Annotated in this window: 15 protein-coding genes and 2 pseudogenes; 7 read left to right on the top strand and 10 right to left on the bottom strand. The window is 59.4% G+C overall.

The genetic code is table 11. From position 1 onward, the window contains the following. Positions 1–1,300: right-handed parallel beta-helix repeat-containing protein (locus GSM73_RS27145; protein ID WP_256676798.1), on the bottom strand; the 1,300-nt coding region annotated here is incomplete at its 3' end. Between the two features lie 393 nt (positions 1,301–1,693). On the opposite strand from GSM73_RS27145, the gene GSM73_RS09370 reads away from it, so the two are divergent. The 3 genes from GSM73_RS09370 to hemN all read left to right on the top strand — a co-directional run bounded on the left by GSM73_RS09370 (position 1,694) and on the right by hemN (position 4,998). Beyond that, positions 1,694–2,137 (top strand): CopD family copper resistance protein, encoded by a 444-nt coding sequence (locus GSM73_RS09370; RefSeq protein ID WP_047225813.1) that lies wholly within the window; start codon positions 1,694–1,696, stop codon positions 2,135–2,137. Positions 2,138–2,233: 96 nt separating this feature from the next. After that, a complete protein-coding gene (locus tag GSM73_RS09375; protein WP_160892273.1) occupies positions 2,234–3,613 on the top strand; it encodes a coproporphyrinogen III oxidase in 1,380 nt (459 codons plus the stop codon). Further along, the gene (gene hemN / locus GSM73_RS09380) at positions 3,610–4,998 is read left to right on the top strand and encodes an oxygen-independent coproporphyrinogen III oxidase (protein WP_076384477.1); all 1,389 of its coding nucleotides are present in this window, start codon (positions 3,610–3,612) and stop codon (positions 4,996–4,998) included. Before GSM73_RS09375 ends, hemN begins: the two co-directional genes overlap by 4 nt. Before the next feature lie 75 nt (positions 4,999–5,073). Here the strand turns inward: hemN and GSM73_RS09385 are convergent, their stop codons facing one another. The 7 genes from GSM73_RS09385 to GSM73_RS09415 form a co-directional block, all read right to left on the bottom strand. Continuing rightward, positions 5,074–7,731 (bottom strand): excinuclease ABC subunit UvrA, encoded by a 2,658-nt coding sequence (locus GSM73_RS09385; protein ID WP_160892275.1) that lies wholly within the window; start codon positions 7,729–7,731, stop codon positions 5,074–5,076. A 295-nt stretch (positions 7,732–8,026) separates the two neighbouring features. Beyond that, the gene (locus GSM73_RS09390; RefSeq protein WP_281459179.1) at positions 8,027–9,013 is read right to left on the bottom strand and encodes a phosphoribosyltransferase; all 987 of its coding nucleotides are present in this window, start codon (positions 9,011–9,013) and stop codon (positions 8,027–8,029) included. Between the two features lie 68 nt (positions 9,014–9,081). Continuing rightward, the gene (locus GSM73_RS09395) at positions 9,082–10,362 is read right to left on the bottom strand and encodes a hypothetical protein (RefSeq protein WP_160892277.1); all 1,281 of its coding nucleotides are present in this window, start codon (positions 10,360–10,362) and stop codon (positions 9,082–9,084) included. Positions 10,363–10,478: 116 nt separating this feature from the next. Further along, complete coding sequence (locus tag GSM73_RS09400; RefSeq protein WP_160892279.1) at positions 10,479–11,855, bottom strand: anthrax toxin-like adenylyl cyclase domain-containing protein; 1,377 nt, start codon at positions 11,853–11,855, stop codon at positions 10,479–10,481. 335 nt (positions 11,856–12,190) lie between these two features. Beyond that, positions 12,191–12,640, bottom strand: a complete 450-nt coding sequence (locus tag GSM73_RS09405; protein ID WP_218575656.1) for a DoxX family protein — start codon at positions 12,638–12,640, stop codon at positions 12,191–12,193. Positions 12,641–12,754: 114 nt separating this feature from the next. After that, complete coding sequence (locus GSM73_RS09410; RefSeq protein ID WP_223194325.1) at positions 12,755–14,314, bottom strand: GMC family oxidoreductase; 1,560 nt, start codon at positions 14,312–14,314, stop codon at positions 12,755–12,757. Positions 14,315–14,683: 369 nt separating this feature from the next. Then, entirely contained in the window at positions 14,684–15,445 is a 762-nt protein-coding gene (locus GSM73_RS09415) for an alpha/beta hydrolase (protein ID WP_160892281.1), read from the bottom strand. A gap of 447 nt (positions 15,446–15,892) precedes the next feature. Here GSM73_RS09415 and GSM73_RS09420 point away from each other — a divergent pair, with 447 nt between their 5' ends. After that, positions 15,893–16,459, top strand: a complete 567-nt coding sequence (locus tag GSM73_RS09420) for a LuxR C-terminal-related transcriptional regulator (protein WP_107322380.1) — start codon at positions 15,893–15,895, stop codon at positions 16,457–16,459. Positions 16,460–16,498: 39 nt separating this feature from the next. Here GSM73_RS09420 and GSM73_RS09425 read toward each other — a convergent pair. Next, a pseudogene (locus tag GSM73_RS09425) lies at positions 16,499–16,693 on the bottom strand (Lrp/AsnC family transcriptional regulator); the annotation flags it as partial. 132 nt (positions 16,694–16,825) lie between these two features. On the opposite strand from GSM73_RS09425, the pseudogene GSM73_RS09430 reads away from it, so the two are divergent. From GSM73_RS09430 to mdeB, 3 genes and pseudogenes are all read left to right on the top strand, one after another. Then, positions 16,826–16,963: pseudogene (locus GSM73_RS09430) on the top strand (1-aminocyclopropane-1-carboxylate deaminase); the annotation flags it as partial. Between the two features lie 71 nt (positions 16,964–17,034). After that, positions 17,035–17,529: a transketolase gene (locus GSM73_RS09435; protein WP_306110012.1), complete on the top strand. Its 495-nt coding sequence runs from the start codon at positions 17,035–17,037 to the stop codon at positions 17,527–17,529. Between the two features lie 57 nt (positions 17,530–17,586). Continuing rightward, entirely contained in the window at positions 17,587–20,292 is a 2,706-nt protein-coding gene (gene mdeB, locus GSM73_RS09440) for an alpha-ketoglutarate dehydrogenase (protein ID WP_160892283.1), read from the top strand. 90 nt (positions 20,293–20,382) lie between these two features. Here mdeB and GSM73_RS09445 read toward each other — a convergent pair whose 3' ends face one another. After that, positions 20,383–22,251 (bottom strand): hypothetical protein, encoded by a 1,869-nt coding sequence (locus GSM73_RS09445; protein ID WP_160892285.1) that lies wholly within the window; start codon positions 22,249–22,251, stop codon positions 20,383–20,385. Between the last annotated feature and the right edge of the window lie 88 nt (positions 22,252–22,339).

Consider the following 22,339-nt stretch of genomic DNA (forward strand, 5'->3'; position numbering starts at 1 on the left):
CGGTGCCGCCAGTCAGTCTGTCGATGCCCGCGCCACCCACCAGGATGTCGTCACCCGCGCCGCCATTGATGGTGTCATTGCCGGCACCGCCGTAGAAAATCTCGTTGGCGGCGCTGCCCAGCAAGGTGTCGTTGCCGGCGGTACCTTGCACGGTGGTCACCGGTACCGTGGCGCTGACATAGCTGCCGTCGCCATAGACCAGCGTTGCGCCCTTACTGGTGTGACTGATGGTGTTGGCGATGATCGCATTGCGGTCGGTGCCGTCTTCGTTGCGTTCGGCAACGCCGTAGGTCGACAGGTCGCTGCCGCTGATGATGTTGCCCTGGATCAGGTTGTCGCTGCCGTTGAAGTAGCGACCGGACACGCCCAGGGTGTCGTCGTAGGACTGGATGATGATTTCCGGTACCGGATTGCCCAGGGAGTTGTTGTTGAGGGTGTTGTCGATGACTTCAACGTGGTTGCTGCCGTAGATGCGGATCCCGGCGCTGGCGTTGTCGTGGATGTCGACGCCGCTGACGGTGACGTCGCTGGACAGCTTGATCAGTACGCCTTCGCCGCCGTTGCCATACACCTCGCCGCCGGTGATGGTGATGTTGCTGGGGGAGGGGATGTCCTCGCTGCCGCGCTGCACCACGATACCGTTGCCGCCGTTGTTGTAGGCAACGTTATTGGTGAGGGTGAAGTCGTGGGTGCTGGTGACAACGTTGAAACCATGGCGGTCATTGTCGTAGGCGACGTTGTTTTCAAAGGTGCTGTCACTGAGGAAGTCAGCAACAAAACCGTCCAGGCCGTTGCCGTGGGACACGCTGTTCTTGATGACCATGTTGACGGTCTGCTCGTGGGGGTCGAAGCCGTACCCGGAGCAATCCTTGATCTCGACGCTGTCGAGGGTGACGTTGGAGTCGTAGCCTTCTTCGCCGGGAATGTAGCCGTTGAACCAGCCGTCGATCTTGCCTGTGGTGTTGTCGCGATTGCCGTCGATGGTGAGATGGCTGACGCCGAAATCGTGGGTTTCTTCACCGTAGGCCGAGCGGATGATGCCGGTGATCTTGGTGTCGGAGCCGTCGGCCACCTTGACGGTGGTTTCGCCCATGCCGTCGCCGTACAAATAGACGTTGCTCTTGAGCATCAGGCAACCGTCGGAGGGTTCCTCGCCGGCCGAAACGATGTAAGTCCCGGTCGGCATGTACACCTGCCCGCCGCCTGCGGCAGCCGCCGCATCAATGGCACTTTGTATTGCCGCCGTGTCGTCGGTGATGCCATCTCCTTTGGCGCCAAAATTTTGTACGTTGAAAATCATGAGCTTATCTCCGTATCGGGCTGGAACCACGGTAGAAGCCAATATTCCATCGGCGGCCACCGTGTTATGACCCGCAGGAGCGCAAAAGTTGTGACCGCATATCGGCTGAGCGTCAAAAAAACGAACGGACTGATCAACGGTCGGAACGACTTCAGCAACAGATAACGTTCTGTTGACGCTTTTTGGGTTGCACAACCCTTGTGGGAGCGAGCCTGCTCGCGATAGCGGTGTGTCAGTCGATGGGATGCAAGCCGAACCGACGCTATCGCGAGCAGGCTCGCTCCCACAGGTGCGGTATCGGATTTCCTTGATTGGCATCAACCCCCAATCCGAAGCCGCGGGATAACCTCGACTAAACCATCGCCCGATGATTCAGGGGCGACCGAGGAGCCCATGAGCTATCCGCTATTCCTGACATTGCACCTGTTTGCCGCGCTGGTTTTCATTGGCACGGTGTTCTTCGAGGTGCTGTTCCTGGAGAGCATCCGCAAACAGCTGCCCGCCAAAGTCATGGTGCTGCTGGAACAGGGCATCAGCCGGCGTGCCCGGCAGTTGATGCCCTGGGTGTTGCTGACGCTGTTCGGTGCCGGCGCTGCCATGGTCTGGCTGCGGTACTGGCCGACGCTTTCCGCGCCATGGGAGTCTTCTTTCGGGTTGCTGCTGGGCCTGAAAATAGCCTTGGCGGGCAGCGTACTCGGGCATTTCCTCTGGGCCATGTGGCTGTTCAGAAGCGCCCGCATGAACGCCCGTTACGTGCAGATCATCCATACCAGCGTGTTCATTCATCTGCTGGCAATCGTGCTGTTGGCCAAGGGGATGTTTTACCTGACCTGGTGAGCGGTTGCGGGACGTATGCAAGGCGCTTGATACAGGTCAAGGCGACCCACCGGGACAAGTCCGACACTGTGCCTGCGCAGCCATTCGGAGATTGTCATGTTTGACCTGTTCCACACCCCCGGTGATAGAGCCCCGCGCCGTACCCCGGCGGTGGCTGATGTCGATTGCCCGGTCGGTACGCGCAAATTCCATACGGGGGTTGGCTCGCTCGATCTGCTTCGGGAGTTGCGCGACAGCCGCCATAAACGGCGGCCGCTGTCCCTGGCGGTGCATCTGCCTTCGCGCTTGCGTTTGTCATCGTGTTCGCCCCTGGCGAGCGTGTGCCGGTGTGGCGAGATCGAGGGCTATCTGCAACACCTGACCTATGAAATCGGACTGGTCGGTTGTCACTTGGGCGCAGGGCGTCGGGTCGAGGCGTTCTGCCTGACTGGCGGTACGCCGGTGATCGCCCATTTGCAGCGGCTGATGGATGACCTGCGCAAACGTTTCGAGTTCTGTGAATACGACAGCGCCGAACACAGCATCGAGGTCGACCTGCATCACACCGACTGGTCCACCATGGGGCTGATTCGCGACCAAGGGTTCACCCACGTCAGCATCGGTGTGCCAGACATTGGCCTGGACAGCGATTTGTCCGTGGATTGCTATCAGAACCCGGCACCGATTCATTCGCTGATCGATGCCGCGCGCACCTTCGGTTTCCGTTCCATCAACATCGATCTCGGTTATGGCCATTCCTGGCAAACGCCCCACAGCTTCGCGCGCAAACTGGCCACGCTGATCGAACTGGAGCCCGACCGGCTGCATGTGTTCGACTACGCCCATGCGCCGTATCGCTATCGTTCGAAAAAACACCAAGCGGCGGATGCCTTCAGCAGCCAGGCCGATACAGACACCATGCGCCAAATCTGTTGCGAGCAACTGACCGGGGCGGGGTATCACTACATCGGGCTGGGGCAGTTCGTCAGGGCGGACGATGACCTGGCCGTCGCACAAGAACACGGGCGCCTGCATCGCAATTGCCAGGGTTTCACCCGACGCGGTTGCTGTGACCACCTGGGTTTCGGCCTGTCGGCCATCACCCAGATCGAACACTTGTACGTGCAGAACACCGATGACCTGCTGGAGTACTGCCAGCAGCTGGACGCCGGGCAGTTGCCTGTGTGTCGCGGCTGGCGCTGTGAAGCGCAGGACCTGCTCAGGGCCGCGGTGACCGAGCAACTTGCCTGCGACCTGGAGCTGGATATCCCGGCCATGGAAGCGCGTTTCGGCGTGGTGTTGCGCGATTATTTCGCGTCCATCTGGCCGCAGTTGGAGGTATTGCGCAGCCAGGGTTTGATCGAATTGACCAGCCGTTTTATCGGCATCTTGCCCGCCGGGCGCCTGAGTGTGGATGCGATCTGCAATCTGTTCGATCCAGTTCCCGACGACGCAGGCACTTTGACCGGCCCCTTTGACAGGTTGACCCCATCATGAATGCTGTATCCGCTTTCAATCGCGCCCTGGTCGAGAAGTACGACCGTCCGGGGCCGCGCTATACCTCCTATCCGACGGCCCCGCAGTTCCATCAGGCCTTTGCCATGGATGAGTACCGCCAGGCCGCCGAGCTGAGCAACCAGGCCCCGGTGCCCAAACCCTTGTCGGTCTACATCCATATTCCGTTCTGCCAGAGCCTTTGCTACTACTGCGCGTGCAACAAAATCATTACTCGCAAGACTCATCGCGCCGCTGAATACCTGACTTACCTCAAGCGTGAGATCGGCCTGCAGGCGGCGTTGTTCGACCGTTCGCGCAAACTGACGCAACTGCACCTGGGCGGTGGCACGCCGACCTATCTGACCCATGAGCAACTGGCCGATCTGATGGAGTGCCTGCACCAGGCGTTCGACATGGACGACAGTGACGCCCATGAGTTTTCCATCGAGGTCGATCCGCGGACCATCGATGCCCAACAGATCCAGGGGCTGCGCCAGCTGGGGTTCAATCGCCTGAGCTTCGGCGTCCAGGATTTCGATGCCCAGGTGCAAGCCGCGGTCAATCGGGTGCAGAGCGAGGCCCAGGTCGTCGAGTTGGTGGAGGCGGCCCGGCTGGCGCGTTTCAAGTCCGTCAGTGTCGATCTGATCTACGGCTTGCCGCTGCAAACCATCGCCAGTTTCGATGTGACCCTGAGCAAGATCATCGCCCTGCGTCCTGACCGGATCGCCGCCTACAGCTATGCGCATCTGCCGCAACGGGTGCGGGCGCAACGGATGATCCGACCCGAAGACATGCCGCCGCCGGAGCGCAAGCTGGAGTTGCTGGAACTGACCATCAATCGTCTGACCGAAGCCGGTTATGTCTACATCGGCATGGACCATTTCGCCTTGCCGGACGACGAGTTGGTGCGCGCTCGGGTCCAGGGCACGCTGCAACGCAACTTCCAGGGGTATTCCACCCATGCCGATTGCGATTTGATCGGCCTGGGTGTGTCTTCGATCGGTAAGGTCGGTGACAGCTATGGTCAGAACGTCAAGGAGCTTTCTCAGTACTACGCTCGCCTGGATCAAGGCCTGCTGCCGGTGCAGCGCGGCTATCGCCTGAGCGACGATGACCGGTTGCGCCGCGAGGTCATCAGCGAGTTGATGTGCCATGGACGGATCGATTTCACCCGGGTCCAGATCAGTCACGGTGTGGGTTTCAACGAGTACTTTGCCGATGCCCTGGTCCGGCTTCAGGAGCTGGTGCGCGACGGACTGCTGGAGATCCACCCCGACTCGCTGGTGCTGCTGCCCCAGGGGCAATTGATGATGCGCAACGTGGCCATGGCTTTCGACGCGTACTTGGGCGTCGACCAGACGGTCCAGTATTCGCGTACGGTTTGACGAGCGCTCCCGCTGGCTGCGCAGCCAGCGGGGATAACCCCCTCGCCGCAGGGCGTGCGCCAGGCAGGTTGCCCTTCAACCTCCAGGCTGCAGCACCCTGCCCAGAAAGGCCGCCGTTCGACTTTCCTGGCATTTCGCGACCTTCGCCGGAGCCCCGCATACCACGACTTTCCCGCCCTGGCTCCCAGCGCCCGGGCCGATGTCGATGACCCAATCACTCTGCGCCACCACGCGCATGTCATGCTCCACCACAACCACGCTGTGGCCTTCATCCACCAGGCGATTCAACTGCACCAGCAAGCGATCCACGTCCTGGGGATGCAAGCCGTTGGTTGGCTCATCCAGCACGTACAAAGTGGCGCCCCGGGCTTTGCGCTGCAGCTCGGTGGCCAGTTTGATGCGCTGGGCCTCGCCGCCGGACAGTTCCGTGGCCGGTTGGCCCAGGCGCAGATAACCCAGCCCGATATCCTGCAGCACTTGCAGTGAGCGCTTCGCCGACGCCTGCTCGGCAAACACCTCCAGTGCCTGATTCACGGTCAGTTGCAAAACCTGAGCGATGTTCAGCCCCTGCCAGTTCACTTCAAGGGTCTGGGGGTTGTAGCGATCTCCGTGGCACGTGGGGCAGGGTGCATACACGCTGGGCATGAACAACAGCTCGACGCTGACGAAGCCCTCGCCCTCGCAGGTTTCGCAACGGCCTTTGGCGACATTGAAGGAGAACTGTCCGGCATCGAAACCCAGTTCCTGCGCCTGAGGCGTGGCGGCGAACAATTTACGTACGTGATCGAACAGCCCGGTGTAGGTGGCGAGGTTGGAGCGCGGGGTGCGGCCGATGGGTTTCTGGTCCACCTGGACCAGCCGCTTGACCGACTCGAGTCCGGCGGTGACGTGGCCACCGCTGGTTTGCAGCGGTTCATCTTCCAGGCTTTGTTCGTCGGCTTCGGCGTTGTGGCTGGCCTGGCCCAGATGGCCACCCACCAGGTCCAGCAGGGCCTGGCTGACGAGGCTGGATTTACCCGAGCCGGAAATGCCGGTCACGGCGCTGAAGCAACCCAAGGGAAAGGCGGCGCTGAGGTTATCCAGATTGTTGCGGGTGATGCCTTCCAGGCGTAGCCAATCCTTGGGTGTTCGAGGCGTGCGCCCCGCAGCGCTGTCCTGGGCAAACAGGTAGGCGCGGGTGCGTGACTCCGGCACCTGCCGCAGGCCCGCGGGCGGGCCGCTGTAGAGGATTTTTCCGCCTTGTTCCCCCGCGTCGGGGCCGACGTCGATGAGCCAGTCGGCGCGGCGCATGGTGTCCAGGTCGTGTTCGACCACAAACACCGAATTACCCGAGGCCTTGAGGCGTTGCAGGGCCTGGAACAGCGCTTCGCTGTCGGCCGGGTGCAGGCCAGCGGAGGGTTCGTCCAACACGTAGATCACGCCGAACAACTGGGAGTTGAGCTGGGTTGCCAGGCGCAGGCGTTGCAGCTCGCCGGAAGACAGCGTCGGTGTGCTGCGCTCCAGCGCCAGGTAGCCGAGACCCAGGTCGATCAAGGTGACGATGCGCTCCAGCAATTCGGTGGCGATGCGTTGGGCGGCCAGGCGTTTTTCCAGGGACAGATTGTGGGTGTGGCGTGCATCAGGCCCACCGGCGTGGGGATTCTCACCCCGGGCGGCGCGTTGCTCGCGGGCCTCGCGGGTTTGCTGGTGGGTGAGGGTTGTTCCCGGTTCCTCGGCTTGTGCCAGATAATCGGGGGCGGCAACGCCCTTGAGCACATCGGCCAGTTCCAGCAACGGCAGGTGGGACAGTTCGGCAATGTCCAGGCCGGCAAAGGTCACCGTCAGTGCCTGGCGCTTGAGGCGTTTACCTTCGCACACCGGGCAAGGGCTGGCGCGCATGTATTGCGCCACGCGTTTGCGCATCTGGGCGCTTTGGGAGTGCATGAACGTGTGCAGCAGGTAGCGTCGGGCGCCGCTGAACGTGCCTTGATAGCTGGGCTCGAGTTTGCGCTTGAGGGCTGCGCGGGTCTGGGCCGGGGTGAGCCCGGCGTACACCGGGACAGTGGGGGTCTCTTCGGTGAAGAGAATCCAGTCACGCTGTTTTTTGGGCAGGTCGCGCCAAGGAACGTCGACGTCATAACCCAGGGTTACCAGGATGTCTCGCAGGTTCTGCCCCTGCCAGGCCATGGGCCAGGCCGCCACGGCGCGTTCGCGGATGGTCAACGAAGGGTCCGGCACCATGGACGCTTCGGTCACTTCATAGACCCGGCCCAGGCCGTGGCACTGCTGGCAGGCCCCCTGAGGCGTGTTGGGCGAGAAATCCTCGGCGTACAGCATCGGTTGGTCGGCCGGGTAGCTACCCGCTCGGGAGTAGAGCATGCGGATCAGGCTCGACAAGGTGGTGACGCTGCCCACCGAGGATCGCGCGCTGGGCGTGCCGCGCTGCTGTTGCAAGGCCACCGCTGGCGGCAGACCTTCGATACTGTCCACGTCCGGCACGCCCACCTGGTCGATCAGGCGCCGGGCATAAGGCGCGACTGACTCGAAATAACGGCGCTGGGCTTCGGCATAAAGCGTGGAAAAGGCCAGCGACGACTTGCCCGACCCCGACACGCCAGTGAATACCACCAGGGCATCGCGAGGGATGTCGACGTCGACATTCTTGAGGTTGTGCTCGCGGGCGCCACGCACCCGGACGAAACCGGTGTCTTCAGGCAATGGCGAAGCGGAGGCGGGACCGGAGCGTGGGGGCATGGAGCGTTCCTTGTTTGCGTCTGTTCAACGCGTGGAGGCTTTCTGGCGAAACGGCGTCACTCGGAGAGTGGAACCTGAGTCACAGCACTGATATTTATGCGACCGGGTTCGTCGATTCTCGTGCAATAAAAATTTTCTCCGAAGCGAAGAGATGAGAAAAGCTTCGCAATTGTCATGGAAACGGACCCCGGATGCCTCGATCAAAGCTGTTCACTGCTCTGTTTGTTGCGCTGCTGTGGATGATAACCAGCGTGGCCCGCAGTGATAACCAGCGGCGTGTTCGCCATTTTCGCGTTCAGGATGGCGCCCCAGGCGTACCGTGTTTCCAATCTGCCGCGCCGATCAATCTTCCCCGGCCGCACCCGGCATCCCACCAGATGACCCGCAGCAAAGGCGCTTGCTGCGCGATCAGGATCGCTTGTGTCGGGTCGCTTTCAACGAAGTGCGTGCACCCCAATTGTACGCATGCCCGGGCTTTGTAGAGGGCAACCTGTTCTGGGCTGTCGTTGCACGAGCGGGTATCTCTCATGATCAGCGGTGTCCCGCCATGGCCGTGCTGGCTTAGCCAGGCTTGAGTACGAACGCGATCCATCTCCGGGCGCCCGGTGATAATCGCCTTCACCCGCCCCAGAGGTGGCAGCTGCTTGAAGGGCTCGAGGCGGTCGCGTTCGCCAAGCGCCGCACTCAAGTCCGCCGCATAACGTTGGAGCGGGATATCTGGAAGCAGTATTCCGTCGAGGTCGATGGCGTACACGTCGTAATCATGGTCATGGGCCATCCTGCCGGTACGCCCGCCACCGGTGTCGATCCAGCGATCGCGATAGGCGCAGGTAAGGGCTTGGCGCTCCCAAGGGAACTGCAAGAAATACCCTCGCCCGTCCAGCCCGTAATCGGGGCGTATACCGCTTAGGTCGTCAAAGCCGACAGTGAAAACCCTCACGATCAATCCCCTGCGCTGCAAGAATGCCAGGCAGTCCTTCAGGGTGTGCCCGGTGCCAGCGATGTCTTCACAGAGCAACACCTTGCTGCCTGGAGGAGGAAGGGGGATCGACGAGTCCCAAATCACGCTCCGATCGACCCGGTAATAGCGCAAAAAGGCCGGTTCAACGCCCGTGGCATGCGAGACCATCAGCGCTAAGGGGCCTCCACCTCGCAATATACCGATGATGCTACTGAACGCTTCTTCGAGAAGCGTAGGCTGTATCGACGCGACCAAGCGATCCATCTGCTCATACGAGATAGGCAGCACGGGTTTGAGCACGTGCGATTTCTGGACAGACACTGTTTTATCCGGTGATGAAAGCGAGTCGTTCGGTGGGTGCTTGATGGCCCTACGGAGCCGTCACAGGGCTATGGGGTTGGCACAGGGTTCGATGTCCAGTCGTTTGACTCACCACCGTCGGCGTCTATTAAGGAAAGTCTGAAGGACAGATCGCGATACTCGCCCAGGGAGTGTCGCGCTTCTTCGGAGAGATCCGAGAACGCCGCTTCGCCGTGCTTGTCGACCAGCTCCAAAATCGCGTCGAGCGCCGCACGGGTCTTTGGGCTGAGCGCTTGATAAGCCTCGGCACCGGCCTTGATCGCTGGATCATCGGGTTCGCCGGGTTCGACGCGACTCAGTCTGGTATCGGAAGCCCGATTGACTGTTTCCAATGACATGTCGGTCAGCGCCAACGAATCCAGGCTGCTTCGCTTAGGACGCGAAGCGCCGATTCCAGCGGTCCGCTGCGGCGGTAATGTGTCGAGTTTGCGCCGGGTATCTTGTTCCTGCTGATCGACTTTTTCTTGTTTGGACTTAAGGGCTTTACGTGCCATGCCGATAGGGGTGTAAAGCGCACTCAAGGCGGCCATTGCTTTCGCCTCCAGTGGACCTTTGCCCTGACGAAGGGCCATCTGATGGCGCGCGGATAGGGCAGAACGTTCTAAAAATTTGGCATCATTTATCGCGCTTCTCCATAGCTCAGGTTCTGATTTTTTTCCCGCGGCAGGCAATTGCTGGTTTTCCTGCACGAGACGTTGGTATTGCTTGCGAACGTCTTGTTTATCCAGTTTTTGACCAACGAACTGTTCATCGATTTTCTCAATCTGCTCTCGAGCATATTCGCTCAGCCTGGGCAGGTCCTGTTTACGGGATTCAACACCCGGCTTCGACAAAAGAAGGTTGAGTTTTTTTGATTTTTCCTTTGCCTCATGATGAGGTTCAGTCGAACGGTTGGCTTCCTTCGACCGTTCCATGAGCACGACGGTTTCGGTGGGACCCGATGCGTAGGATTTATGTTTGAGTTCAAAAATGTCGTAGCGCTGCTGCTCATTCTTTCTTGCATGCACGAGCAATTCACCCGGACTGGTATTGCCTTGACTTAGCAATAGCTTGAATGTTGCCTCGTTGTGCTCAGTTGAGTAGAGGTTCAGCGTCCCATCGGCAATGGCGTTGGCAGCCATATGGGTAATGGCCGACTGAATCATGTCCGGGGAGGTCTCCTTAAAAGCATCAAGGGTCTCTTTACTCAAACGTGCGGGTGAAAGTTTATCGACGTGCTCGGTTTGAGCCGAAGTTTTGGCAGACTCGATGGCTTGCCCATGCCGCAAGCGACCAGGGAACACGGGAGAGCTGCTTGCACCCGGTATCATTTGCTTTCTCTCCTCATGCGCTTATGCAAATTGGTTCGGTCAAATGAGTGGCCAATAGTGTTATGCCGGTTCCCACGTCAGCTGGATAAATTTGCACCGTATAAGTCGGCGAGGATTTACCCGGTCAATCCACCGGACTGAATTCGCCGCTGCTCGGCAACCACTTTCAATAAATCCAGATCAGACTGGGAAATATGACTGCCACGCCGGCTGCCTTGGCCGGACGCTATACTCCCGCGACGAGTCTCGGGGGGCGAAAGAGTCGACGACTGACTACTGAGCTTGCGCTCGATTTCTTGACTGCGGTTGGCGACGTTAGTCTTTAATTCGTCATCAAACCAACGCCTGTTTCCGACCAGCACATAGCTTGTATGACCGCTTGCGTGAGCATCACGCGCCTCCTCCAGGAAATCGTTTAACTTGACCTTGTCCGGTATGACTGCAATGGCGCCAAATTCGCCCAGTGCTTGCGGAGCAATGACGGTAGCTGGAAGGTTACTGTGCATGTTTGTACTTGGGTTGCCTTCGTCCGAGCCATGATGAACCAGGTTCCAGTCTGATGGATCATCAACATTCAGATGTGTTTTCAACTCGCCGCGTAATGAGTGGTTGATGTCGTCAATGACTCGTTCCTCGAGGCGGGTGACATAATCAACAGTCGGGGCGGCACCCGCCGTCTCTTTGACGGCGACATTTTCATATTTCGATCGAATGTGGGCGATACCAAGATCGGTGGGCTGCTCGTTTGGCGCAGCTGGTTTTGCCGAGCCTCGTCGTTGACTCTGTTGCGGGACGTCATCCCATTGCGGCATCAAAAACAGCAAGTCGTAGTCGGCGGTGAAGGGAAGAGCAGGCTTGCCGTGAGGTTTAACGTTCGGTGCCAGCACTTCAACAGCCTGACCGTCTATGGCTATTCGATAGGTGCCGTTTGCGGTTTTATCAGCAGTGAAGTTAAACGTGGTCCCATCCTCCCTGGTACTTGCGAACGCAGGCGGAACAAGCGGTCTTATCAAATTGTGTTGCTTCAGGTAGTCCATGCGTGCTGCTGGCAGTTCCAAAGGCACCTTAACCGCGTGGCCGCTCTCCACGCACCGCTCGATTTGCAGATTCGCTTTTTCCATATCGGCCGGTGTCGTGCTGCCTTTTCCACTGAGCTGCTGATTTGCCGGAATAAAACCGAACAGCGGGCCGACCATGGAACTCTTCCCTTTTATATTAAGCCCCTTGGTGGGATAGCCCATCCCTATCAGCTGTGCGTTGTGTGGATCAACAGGGCGGAAAGCGATAATGCATCGATGCTTCCGAGCGATGTCATGGAGCTGGTGCAAGTGCTGCGCACAGATGCCTGTTTGCTGGCTGACTTTATCGATATCGTCGCGGACGACCTCAGTCAGCGGGCGGGCAGAAACTGCTGTGGTATGCCCGGCCTTAGGGGCTTTATCGGCGTTAAAGCTGAACGTTTGGTTCCATTGCACCGGGCCTAAGCTACTCATTCCATCCGCTTCCAGAATTTAGTTCTCGAGTAGGTGGCGATTTCAGGCATGTCGGTTCCGCACGCCTCGGGCATTTGCTCCTGGAGGTTAGGGCCGGCCGAGTGGAATACCGCCTAACGCATTCATGATCATCTGCTTGTCGCCTTCATAGTTATGCGGCGTGATGCTTCTGGTCCCGGAAACCGTGGGTGATGGCACCGAAAAAAACGCGCCCCGAAGGCGCGCGTTAAAAATTGGCTGGATGCGGCAACCAAAGGAGCTGATGACTGGACTTGCGCGGCTGTTTGATCGGCAGGTCAATGCAATCGCACGCGTGCACCATAAATCTCTGGTGTTCAGAAACGTGATATTCGCCCTTTGCTTTCAACCAATGGCAGCAGGGAACGGACGGCATCGCTGCGCAGGTAAAGCGAAGCCCAGGCCGCAATGCCCAATAGCCCACTGATGATCTGCGAGGCGGAGCCCAATTCACCCAGGCGCAAATGGGTGCAAATGGCACCACCCAGGAATCCTGTCACCAGTATTGCGCCCAACACGGCGGTTCTCGGAATCACATAGAGCACGGTGCAAACCAGGATGATGCTGCCAATGACAGAGGAGAGGTGATCGGGGAATCCGGTCAGCTCCATGTTTTTTGCGAGAACTTGGGGCACGAAAATATTCACACCGGCGTCGGCAAGTAATGCCAACACCACCAGAGCGCCCAGGACTCTGCCCGTCCAGTGCGCGACGCTGGTTTTTTTCTGCATATCTGAAATCATGATTAGGACCGTGGTAAAACTCATTGGGTGGGTTGACGCACACGCGTTAATTCAAGCAAGGCCCGGTTCTCCCGCAGGGTTCGGCGCAGCCCTCGGCGAGTGGCCGGCTCGAACACAGTCACCGGCGCCTGCTGACGCTCAAAGCTCGTAAGTGGTCCATATAGCCTCCACGGCCCGCTCACCGATCACGACGCACGGAGCCATCGTATTGCCGCTCGTGACATGCGGCATGATGGAGGCATCGGCAATGCGCAGGCCCTGGACTCCATAGACTCGCAGTTGACCATCGACCACGGACATCGCGTCCTGGCCCATTTTTGCCGTACCGCATTGGTGCCAGTAAGTAACGGCAGCGTTGCGAGCGTAATGTTCGAGCGATTGGGTGTTGAGTTTTCCAGGCAGGCTTTCACGTTTGACCAAGCCCTTGAAGGGCGCCTGCGCGCCCAGTTCCTGGACAAATCGGATGTTTTCCAGCGCGTTGCGCCGGTCGGTCGGATGCGACAGCGTGTTGGGTTCAATGATGGGGGCATCGGTCACATTCGGGCCGCTGAGCTTGACCCGGCCGCGACTTTCCGGATGGGCAAGGCCAGCGAACATTGTCCAGCCATGTGCGGGAACGCCGAGTGAGGCGTTCTCTGCGCTGGGCACTGGAAATTCAACTTGGCAGTGGAACATATCGGGGAGATGCAAAGCGCTTTCGCTGCTCCAGTAGAGCGTCGCCTCCGAGCCGCCGTAACCCACCGGCTGTGGAGCCGCGTATTCGAAAATAACGGCAAAGGACACGTGGTCCTGATGATTGGCGCCAACGCCGGGGAGATGCTGGACGAGCGGAATACCATGGCGCTGCAGTTCCTCCTCCGGCCCCACGCCTGATTGCATCAGGACCTTGGGGGTGTTGACCGCCCCCAACGAAAGAATGACTTCGTGATCGGCGTAAAAGCACTCGATCTGCCCATCTTTTATGGTTTGTACGCCGATGGCGCGTTGGTCCCTGAAGAGCACGCGACTGACAAGCGTATCAGTCAGGACCGTGAGGTTGGGCTGACCACAGCGTGGAGCGACGTAGGCGCGGTAAATGGAATTACGCCGGCCGTCCTTGACGATGAGGTCGTTCAAGGCTGCACCTCCGCGGCCTTCCATCATGGCGCCGTTCGGGTTCTCGAAAGCCGGTATACCCATGCCGGCAGCCGCACTGATCATGGCGTTGGCAATCGGTTGGGCGTCTCGCACAGGCGCGACATGAACCGGTCCGCCCTTGCCGCGACGCACCGGATCGCAGGTGCCCTGATAGTCTTCCACGCGTTGATAAATTTTCAGGACCGACGCGTAGTTCCACGCCGGGTCGCCACTGAGTGCGGCGAAGTCTTCCCAGTCGTTTTTATGGCCGCGGGCCCACAGCATGACATTGACGCTGGACCCGCCCCCCAAGCCGCGGCCCATATTCAATGGGATTTTCCGGTCGTTGAGATGAGGGTTCGCGGCGCCCACGAAGTTCCAGTCGCGCTCGGTGCCCAGGTTCAGCGGCCAATTCCCCGGTTCCAGCACGTGGGGGTGGTCATCGCTGCCTCCCGCCTCGATGAGCAACACTTCCACCTCGGGATTCTCGGCCAGTCGTCCGGCCACGACGGAGCCGGCGGTTCCCGCGCCACAGACGATGAAATCGAAATGGTGTTTATTCCGTGCGCAATTCATAGGCATGAGCGAGGTTCCTTGGTCGGGGTGGTATCGCTCGCCAGGTTCAAGCGTAGATCGAGGTGCAAAATCATTGCTGGGGAGAACATGCGGTGAATCTCGCTAGGGTATTGATAGGGGAAGCCGGGCACGATGACGGGTCAATCGACTGCCGTTTTGTTTGCTGGGCAATGAGTGACGGCAGGGGGGCAAAAGGTTCCAACGGATGTTTGCCGGCGGCTGGGTAGCAGGAGGCGAAGCTCAATCTCGCCAGATGTGATGACTGCTGCGAGGGAAGTGCGTTGCGTCCGAGCTTCCGCCACCCTGTCCTGAGACCGGTGGCAATCCATCCTGACGCAGCACTTCCCTCGATCCCGGCGCAGAAGAGGCCTGAAATTATTGGCTCTTCTGAACAGCCTGGATGATGACTTTTGCAACATCTGCCGGGCGTGACTGTTGCGGCACGTGGCTGGCGTCGATTTCGGTGACCTTGGCACCGATCTTCTTGGCGAAAGCTCGCTGCAGATCAGGCTGGATCATCCGGTCTTCCTTGGCCACGACGTACCAGGATGGCTTGCCTTTCCAGGCGGCGGCGCTGGTTTTGTCATCGAATGCCGAGGCGCGGATCGGCCCTTGCGTCGCGGCCATTACCGCGGTTTGCTCTGCGGAAAGATCCTGGGCAAAACCGGTGGCCATGCCCTCGGCGGTCATGTACAAGAAACCGTTTTTGTCGGCGGCGATGTCTTTCACGCCGGACGGAGCAGGGTAGTCCTTGCCCAGGTCTTTACTGGCTTGACCGGCATCCGGAGCGAACGCGGCGACGTACACCAGGCTGCGTACTTTCTTGTCGGTGCCAGCCTCGCTGATGACGGTACCGCCCCAGGAGTGGCCGACCAATACGACATCGTTCTCCTGGTTGTTCAGGACACGCTGCGTGGCGGCGACATCGTCAGCCAGCGAGGTCAGCGGGTTTTGTACCACGGTGACCTTGATGCCTTCCGCCTGCAGCAGCGGGACGACCTTGCCCCAATCGGATCCGTCGGCGAAAGCGCCATGGACGATGACGACAGCAGGTTGCTGCGCCGCGGCATGGACCGCGCCGCCGAACAATGAACAGGTCATGGCGAGTGTGAGGGCAAGGGCCTTGGGTTTGAACATGATGCGATCTCCTGTGTGGGGTGAGCGCAGTTTCAGCAATACTCGGCGGCTGAGGTATCGGTCATTTATCCGAGGCGGTGAATAATGTTCAATCGAATGCCCGGAGGAAACGACATGTCGGCAGGTGGCGCGGCTGCGACCCTCAAAGCCCTGACGCTGGGGTGGATTGGAGGCTAAGTCGAATAAGTCTTTTGTTTCAATCGCTTGGCAGCATCGTTGGTTTCGGCAGGTTCACGTGCGCGCGGGTGGAATAAAGCTTGGGCAGGCGCCAAGTTATTTTTATTGCGTGACTTCTAATTTATTTGCAATAAAAATCGTTTTTATGATCATTGGCAAAATATTGTTTCGTATTTTATTGAAAAGATGCAACACGCTTTTTATTGAATCTACCTAAGATTAAGCAGCGGACCTGTCGAACAAGCTGAATAAAATAACCAGGAGCTGAGCATGATGGACCTGAACGGTTTTAGTTGCCTGTCAAGCAATGCCGAGAGCCACGTCATGGCGGCTCATCATGTCTGGCTCATTCCTGGAGCACTTCCAGACGACGGTTTTGAAAAGAACGCGGGGGTGCCTCATTGGACATCGCGCGCCTGTGGCCAGGCTGTTGGGTGCTCGTTGGCAGCTCAGGGGGCGGTGCAGTCTTATGAGCGGCTCGATGGCCGCGGCTACGTCCGCGGCTTCGAAGGTGATGCAGTGCAGGTCCGCTATCGGCTGCGGGTTGCAACACTGACCTTGCAAGCATTGCGCAGCCAGCCACCGCGGCAACCCGGCTTGAGCGAGAAGGGCAGGCGCGCCATGGCCGTCTCCAGAGCAAGCAGCAGCCCACTCTCCGAACGTGAAACACAAATCTTGCGCTGCATCAGTGAGGGCGGCAGCAACAAGGAAGTGGCGCGTCAGCTTGGCATCAGCCCGAGTACGGTGCGCACTCACGTCGAAAGCATGTTCCGCAAACTGCAATGCACCACTCGTGCAGCGGCCACACTCAAGGCGCTGAGCCTGGGGTTGATCTGATTCAGAGCGAAGACGGCATCTGGCGCATCCCCATGAATTGTCCAACCGCGCGACGATGCCCCTGATCAGCCCTGCCTGCTTGAGCCGTTCGACACGTCTCAGGCACGCCGGGGCGCTCAATTTCACTGTGTCGGTCAGTGCGACGTTGGAGATGGGTGCATCGCGCTGCAAGGGTTTGAGAATCGCGCAGTCGGTGCGATCAGGCTGCACGGGGCAGGGCACGGGAGGTATCAGGTTTTCGTTGTTTTTTTATTGTGCTGGTGATGACTGGAGAGCAATAACACCACGAAAATACTGGTCAGATCGAAATAATGTTTTTTAATCGGCGATCAACTTGCAACACATGTTTTAGATTTTTTTCTTACTATTTATTCATCGAAGTCGCTGCACGCACTTGGATATCCAACTCGTAGCGAGTTCCCTGAGGGGGCAAAAGTGCTTTACGCGCATTTGGGTGGAGTGTCTGCCCTCAATGCCTATAGTTTCCTGTTCCGTAACGGTTGAGATGTATCGGCGCACGACAATCGAGGAGCGAGCCTGGCGACAGGTTCGCTCTCCAGGATCAGGTCGTGCAAATGGGTGCAGATTATCGGGGAGTGAGTGCAATGGATGCGATGTCGCAAGCAGCAGCCTGGATCAAGGAGCCTTCGGCGGATGTCGGGGTGGTTATTGTCATCAGCGCGTCGTTACCCAAATACATCATTGATCAGGTGCATGTCGCAATAGACGACTGGGACCAGGTTGCCTATCTGGCGGTCCAGCGTCCGGCAGAGTTGATGCTCGACTGGCTGCAGTCAGGGGCGAAGCCGATGCAGTCGGTAACAACTTCTCGCTGTCAGGCCAAGCAGCTACTCAGTCCAGTGTGTCCAAATTGCTTTTTGTTGGATGTCGAAGTCGAAGCAGTCCCAGGCCTCGCCTGGCTGGGGTCGGTCTGTGGTCACAAGCTGCGAGTCCTTGAGTTGAGCATCGACGGACCGTCCAGCACGGACATGGACCAACAGGTCGAGCGGATTCTGTCGGCAGCTCAAACCCTGGCCCGGTGCCTGCTGCAAGAGCGATGCGTGCTCTAGCCTAGGGCGTCATCGGTACGCCTTCGAAACACTCCCTGAACCACGCAGGAGTAGTTCATGAACTCGTTCGTCCTTAAAAACACCTTGCCAGGCCAGGCCGAGGAAGATGCGCAGGAGCTCGCCGAGTGGCACGATGCCTTGCTTTCGGTCATCGCCCACCGCGGGGAAGCCCAAGCGGGGCGGGTGCTCGACCTGCTCGTCGCTGTCGCTGGTCGCGCTGATTTAGGCTGGCGGCCCCGCTTGGGTACACCCTACATCAACAGCATAAGCGTCGAGCAACAACCCGCGTTTCCAGGAGACCTGGCCACCGAAGAGCGCCTGGCGTCGATCATTCGCTGGAATGCTTTGGCAATGGTGGCTCGGGCCAATCAGGTGTATGGAGAACTGGGCGGACACATTGCCAGTTATGCCAGTGCAGCGGATCTATTCGAGGTCGGCTTCAATCATTTCTTCAAGGCGCGCAACGAAAACTCCGCTGGCGATCTGGTGTTCTATCAGGCGCACTCGGCGCCCGGTGTGTATGCCCGGGCCTACCTTGAGGGGCGCCTTGATGAAACAGACTTGCAGCATTATCGGCAGGAGATCGGTGCTCGCGCAAAAGGCGCCAGGGGCTTGTCCAGCTATCCGCATCCCTGGCTGATGCCGGACTTCTGGCAGTTCCCGACCGGTTCCATGGGGATCGGCCCGATCAGTTCGATCTACCAGGCTCGCTTCATGCGCTATCTGGACCATCGCGGCCTGAAGAACACCCGCGGCCGGACGGTCTGGGGCGTATTCGGCGACGGCGAAATGGATGAGCCAGAAAGCATGTCGGCGCTCACACTCGCCGCGCGTGAAAGGCTCGACAACCTGGTCTGGGTGGTCAATTGCAATCTGCAGCGCCTCGATGGTCCAGTGCGAGGCAACGGCCGAATCATCGACGAGCTGGAGGCGTTATTTGCAGGCGCCGGCTGGAACGTCATTAAGTTGGTCTGGGGCTCGGATTGGGATTCGCTATTTGCGCGCGACCACGACGGCGCCCTGGTTGAGGCATTGTCGAATACTGTCGATGGTCAGTTTCAAACGTTTGCCGCCAAGGACGGGCGTTTTAATCGCGAGCATTTTTTCGGACAGAGCGAAGCGCTGGCGCAATTGGCTCGAGGCATGACCGACGAGGATATTGATCGCCTCAAGCGCGGCGGTCACGACATGGTGAAAATTTTTGCCGCTTATCACCGGGCCGCGCTCGAAGACACAAAGCCGACGGTGATTCTCGCGCAGACGAAAAAGGGTTTTGGCATGGGGGAGGCCGGGCAGGGCAAGATGACCGGGCACCAGCAGAAGAAGCTCGACAGTGAAGCGCTCCTCGCTTTCCGCAATCGCTTCAATCTACCACTGACCGACGACCAGGCGACCTCCCTGGCGTTCTTCAAGCCCGACGCCGACAGCGCGGAGATGCGTTACCTCCATGAGCGCCGTCGGGCGCTGGGTGGCTACCTGCCGACACGGCACTCGTCGTGTGACGACGATAGGGTTGCCGTGCCCGAGATCGATCGTTACGCCAGTTTCGCCATCAATGCCGGAAATAAGGAAATGTCCACGACCATGGCCTTCGTGCGCATGCTCAACGGGCTGCTGCGAGACACCACGCTGGGTCCACGCATTGTGCCGATCGTGGCGGATGAGGCGCGCACATTCGGCATGGCCAGCCTGTTCAAGCAGATCGGTATCTACTCCAGCGTAGGACAACGCTACGAGCCAGAAGACATTGGGTCTATCCTCAGCTATCGCGAAGCGCAGAATGGCCAGATTCTCGAAGAAGGCATCAGCGAGGCCGGGGCAATCAGCTCCTGGGTGGCCGCCGCCACGAGCTATTCGGTGCATGGGTTGCCGATGTTGCCGTTTTATATCTATTACTCGATGTTCGGCTTCCAGCGCATTGGCGATCTGATTTGGGCGGCGGCCGATCAACGTGCTCGCGGCTTTCTTCTCGGCGCAACCGCCGGTCGCACGACGCTGGGCGGCGAAGGCCTGCAGCATCAGGACGGCAGCAGCCATTTGATGGCCGCGACTGTACCCAACTGCCGCGCCTATGATCCGGCGTTCGCCGGTGAGTTTGCGGTGATCCTGGATCACGGCATGCGCCAGATGCTGGAGCGCCAGGTCGACGAGTTCTACTACGTCACCTTGATGAATGAAAACTACCCGCAGCCCGACCTTCCAGGTGGTGTTGAGCAAGACATTCTCAAAGGCATGTATCTGTTTGCCCGGAACGAATTGCAAGACCCTCGTGGCAGCGTCCAATTGCTCGGATCTGGCACTATCCTGCGCGAAGTGATCGCGGCCGCCGAACTGCTCGCCAACGACTGGAACGTTGACAGTCAGGTCTGGAGCGTCACCAGTTTCACCGAACTGGCACGGGACGCGCGCGAGGTCGAGCGCCACAATCGACTGCATCCTCAACAGCTTGGGCGCAGAAGCCATCTACAGGCGTCGCTCAATAATGCGACGCCCGTCGTCGCCTGTAGCGATTACGTCCGGGCCGTGCCAGCGCTGATAGCCAGCTACATTGAAGCTCGCTACACGGTGCTCGGCACCGATGGTTTCGGCCGAAGCGATACCCGCGCTCAACTGCGTCGATTCTTCGAAGTGGATCGTCATCAGATCGTTCTGAGCGCCCTGACCGCGCTGGTTCAAGCACAGACACTGGCGCCGCAGGTGTGCGTCGAAGCGATTGCCCGGTACGCCATCGATGTGGATTGCCTGGCGCCGTGGGAGGTGTGAACAGGGGGGCGTCGATAGCACTTCAGCCTGCAGCACTGATGATATGTCTGCAGGCTGGAGTGTTCAGCTATCCGGATGCTATCGAGCCGCTCACTTCTGCGGCACAGCCTCAGGTGGTTGTGGGTCCGCCACGTCATCCGCGTTGTTCCCCACGCGAGCGGTAACCTGCTTGATTGCAAGCTCGGTGAGTTCGGTCGGCGCCTGGGATGCTATTTGCAACCCTCCTCGGATACGGTGAAAGGTGTTTTCCGCGGTTCTGCCCCAGGTTCCCGGCATGGAACCGTGCGGTAGATCGGCCCGATCGGGCGAGCGGATGTTCTGCATTGCCGTTTGTGTGCGTGGGAAGTTGGACGTGGGTACTTGAGCGGGGGCGCCCGGTCCGGGCAGCTCTTGCGTTTTTCGCTCCTTTTCAAGCGCCGCCAGACGAGCCTCGGTTTCAGCACCCGCCTGAAAGCTCGCATAGGCCGGAATAAGGAGAGCAGGCGAGCCCAATGCGGCCAAAAGCACCTGGCCAAACTGCTGCGCCGGCGTGTCTGAGCCAAAGGCCCGTGCCGCTGAGCTGACGCCCATGGCGCTGCCCAACCCGGCAAGTGAGCCGTAGGTTTTACTGAACAGGCTTTGACGAACCTCAGGATTGCTCGGGTCGCTGGCCAACACCGCGTCCGAAGCCGCTTTTGCCAGGCGATTGGCCAAAGGTTTGTCGACTTCCTTGAAGGTGTGGGTCGGCAATTCACGTCCGCGTCGATCAGCAACGGTGCTGCGCAGTTGCGCGCCCGATTGCACGCCGCCCATGATCAAGCCACCCGCCATGGAGGCCAGCGTGCGGGGACCAAACTGCTCCACTGGGATATGCGGCTGGGCTAACCCTATCCCTTGCCGGATGCCTTGTGCCAGGCCAAACGCGCCGAAGGCTTCAGCCTCGCCAATGCCGGTTCCATTCTTGTTGGCTTGCTGGGCGTTGAGATGGCGACCGCGCAGTTCATCAACCTCCTGCATGGCGGCGTCTTTTTGCTCTGCGGTCAGGGGCTTGAGCTCGCCATCGACAATAGCCCGGGGATTCGGGTTTGGAATGACCTCTGACGCTTTCACCGGTTTAAGCGCCCACCCCCCCATCATCTCTTGACTCATGGGCTTGAGCAGGTTGGTGCCTACTTCATGTGCCGCCGCCATCACGGGCGCGGTAGCGAATGCCTGGGCCTTCAGGTCCGGGACCGCAGACTCTACGACCGCGCGCGCAAAGCCGAACGCCAGGCCCGATGCGAGCATTTGTGGCACGGCGCCCGCGACGACCGCCTTGGCAGTCGCCCCCCAGCCGTCGTTGTGCTGATGGAGCTGCTGAAGCTTGGCGGGAAGTTTGGCGTTATCCAGCGCATCTTTGAATTCGCCATCGACTGAGGTGTGCTCGACCAAGTCACTGAGCATCGTGCTGATACGTTCCCAGTCCTCTGACGGTTGCTTCAATTGCTTCAGCGCGCTGACCGTTGCGTCCGCTTTGGTCAAGGCCGTTTTCAACGCGTCGGGTATCAGGTTCACGGTCTGTTGGGCATGAAGCGCGAAGGCGTTTTCGCTACGTTCTATGTGCTGTCGGTCGGCAGCCGACAGCTGTGGATCGGTCAATGCCTGTTCGTAGAGAGCGACGTGTGCGCCAAGCAAATCAGTTTGTGCGCGCACTGCCTGTGTCAGCACCGTTTGGTAAGCCTCCAGATCCGGTGGTTGTTGTGGATCCTCAGTCAGCTTTTCCAACTCATGGATCAGCGTCTGTTGCGCTTGCTTGGCATCGGCCAGTAAGCGTCCGGTCATGGATTCGGGCGCTTTCCCATTGGCTTTCGCAAATAGCTTGTCATTTATGTCAGCGTAGGCAGTACCGGGGTGCTCCTGCAGATATCTACCTTCCAGAACCATGCGCTGCTTGGCTACCGCGGCGTCAAAGCCGGACCGCCCCAATTGGGGAGCCAACAACGCGGCCTCCCTGGCTAGCGCGGGGGAGGGCTGTCCTGGTTGTGGCGACTGATGAGCTTGGGGGGCTGGGTTGTTGACGGGCGCGCGA

The sequence above is a fragment of the Pseudomonas sp. PICF6 genome (genome assembly GCF_009831705.1).
Lineage (GTDB): Bacteria > Pseudomonadota > Gammaproteobacteria > Pseudomonadales > Pseudomonadaceae > Aquipseudomonas > Aquipseudomonas rhizophila.

Bases quoted from the DNA above. Each gene is read 5' to 3' on its own strand.
- GSM73_RS09375 (WP_160892273.1), top strand. From the start codon at position 2,234: ATGTTTGACCTGTTCCACACCCCCGGTGATAGAGCCCCGCGCCGTACC.
- hemN (WP_076384477.1), top strand. From the start codon at position 3,610: ATGAATGCTGTATCCGCTTTCAATCGCGCCCTGGTCGAGAAGTACGAC.
- GSM73_RS09405 (WP_218575656.1), bottom strand. From the start codon at position 12,640: ATGAGTTTTACCACGGTCCTAATCATGATTTCAGATATGCAGAAAAAA.
- GSM73_RS09435 (WP_306110012.1), top strand. From the start codon at position 17,035: ATGGGTGCAGATTATCGGGGAGTGAGTGCAATGGATGCGATGTCGCAA.
- GSM73_RS09415 (WP_160892281.1), bottom strand. From the start codon at position 15,445: ATGTTCAAACCCAAGGCCCTTGCCCTCACACTCGCCATGACCTGTTCA.
- GSM73_RS09370 (WP_047225813.1), top strand. From the start codon at position 1,694: ATGAGCTATCCGCTATTCCTGACATTGCACCTGTTTGCCGCGCTGGTT.
- GSM73_RS09400 (WP_160892279.1), bottom strand. From the start codon at position 11,855: ATGAGTAGCTTAGGCCCGGTGCAATGGAACCAAACGTTCAGCTTTAAC.
- GSM73_RS09420 (WP_107322380.1), top strand. From the start codon at position 15,893: ATGATGGACCTGAACGGTTTTAGTTGCCTGTCAAGCAATGCCGAGAGC.
- mdeB (WP_160892283.1), top strand. From the start codon at position 17,587: ATGAACTCGTTCGTCCTTAAAAACACCTTGCCAGGCCAGGCCGAGGAA.
- GSM73_RS09395 (WP_160892277.1), bottom strand. From the start codon at position 10,362: ATGATACCGGGTGCAAGCAGCTCTCCCGTGTTCCCTGGTCGCTTGCGG.
- GSM73_RS09410 (WP_223194325.1), bottom strand. From the start codon at position 14,314: ATGCCTATGAATTGCGCACGGAATAAACACCATTTCGATTTCATCGTC.
- GSM73_RS09385 (WP_160892275.1), bottom strand. From the start codon at position 7,731: ATGCCCCCACGCTCCGGTCCCGCCTCCGCTTCGCCATTGCCTGAAGAC.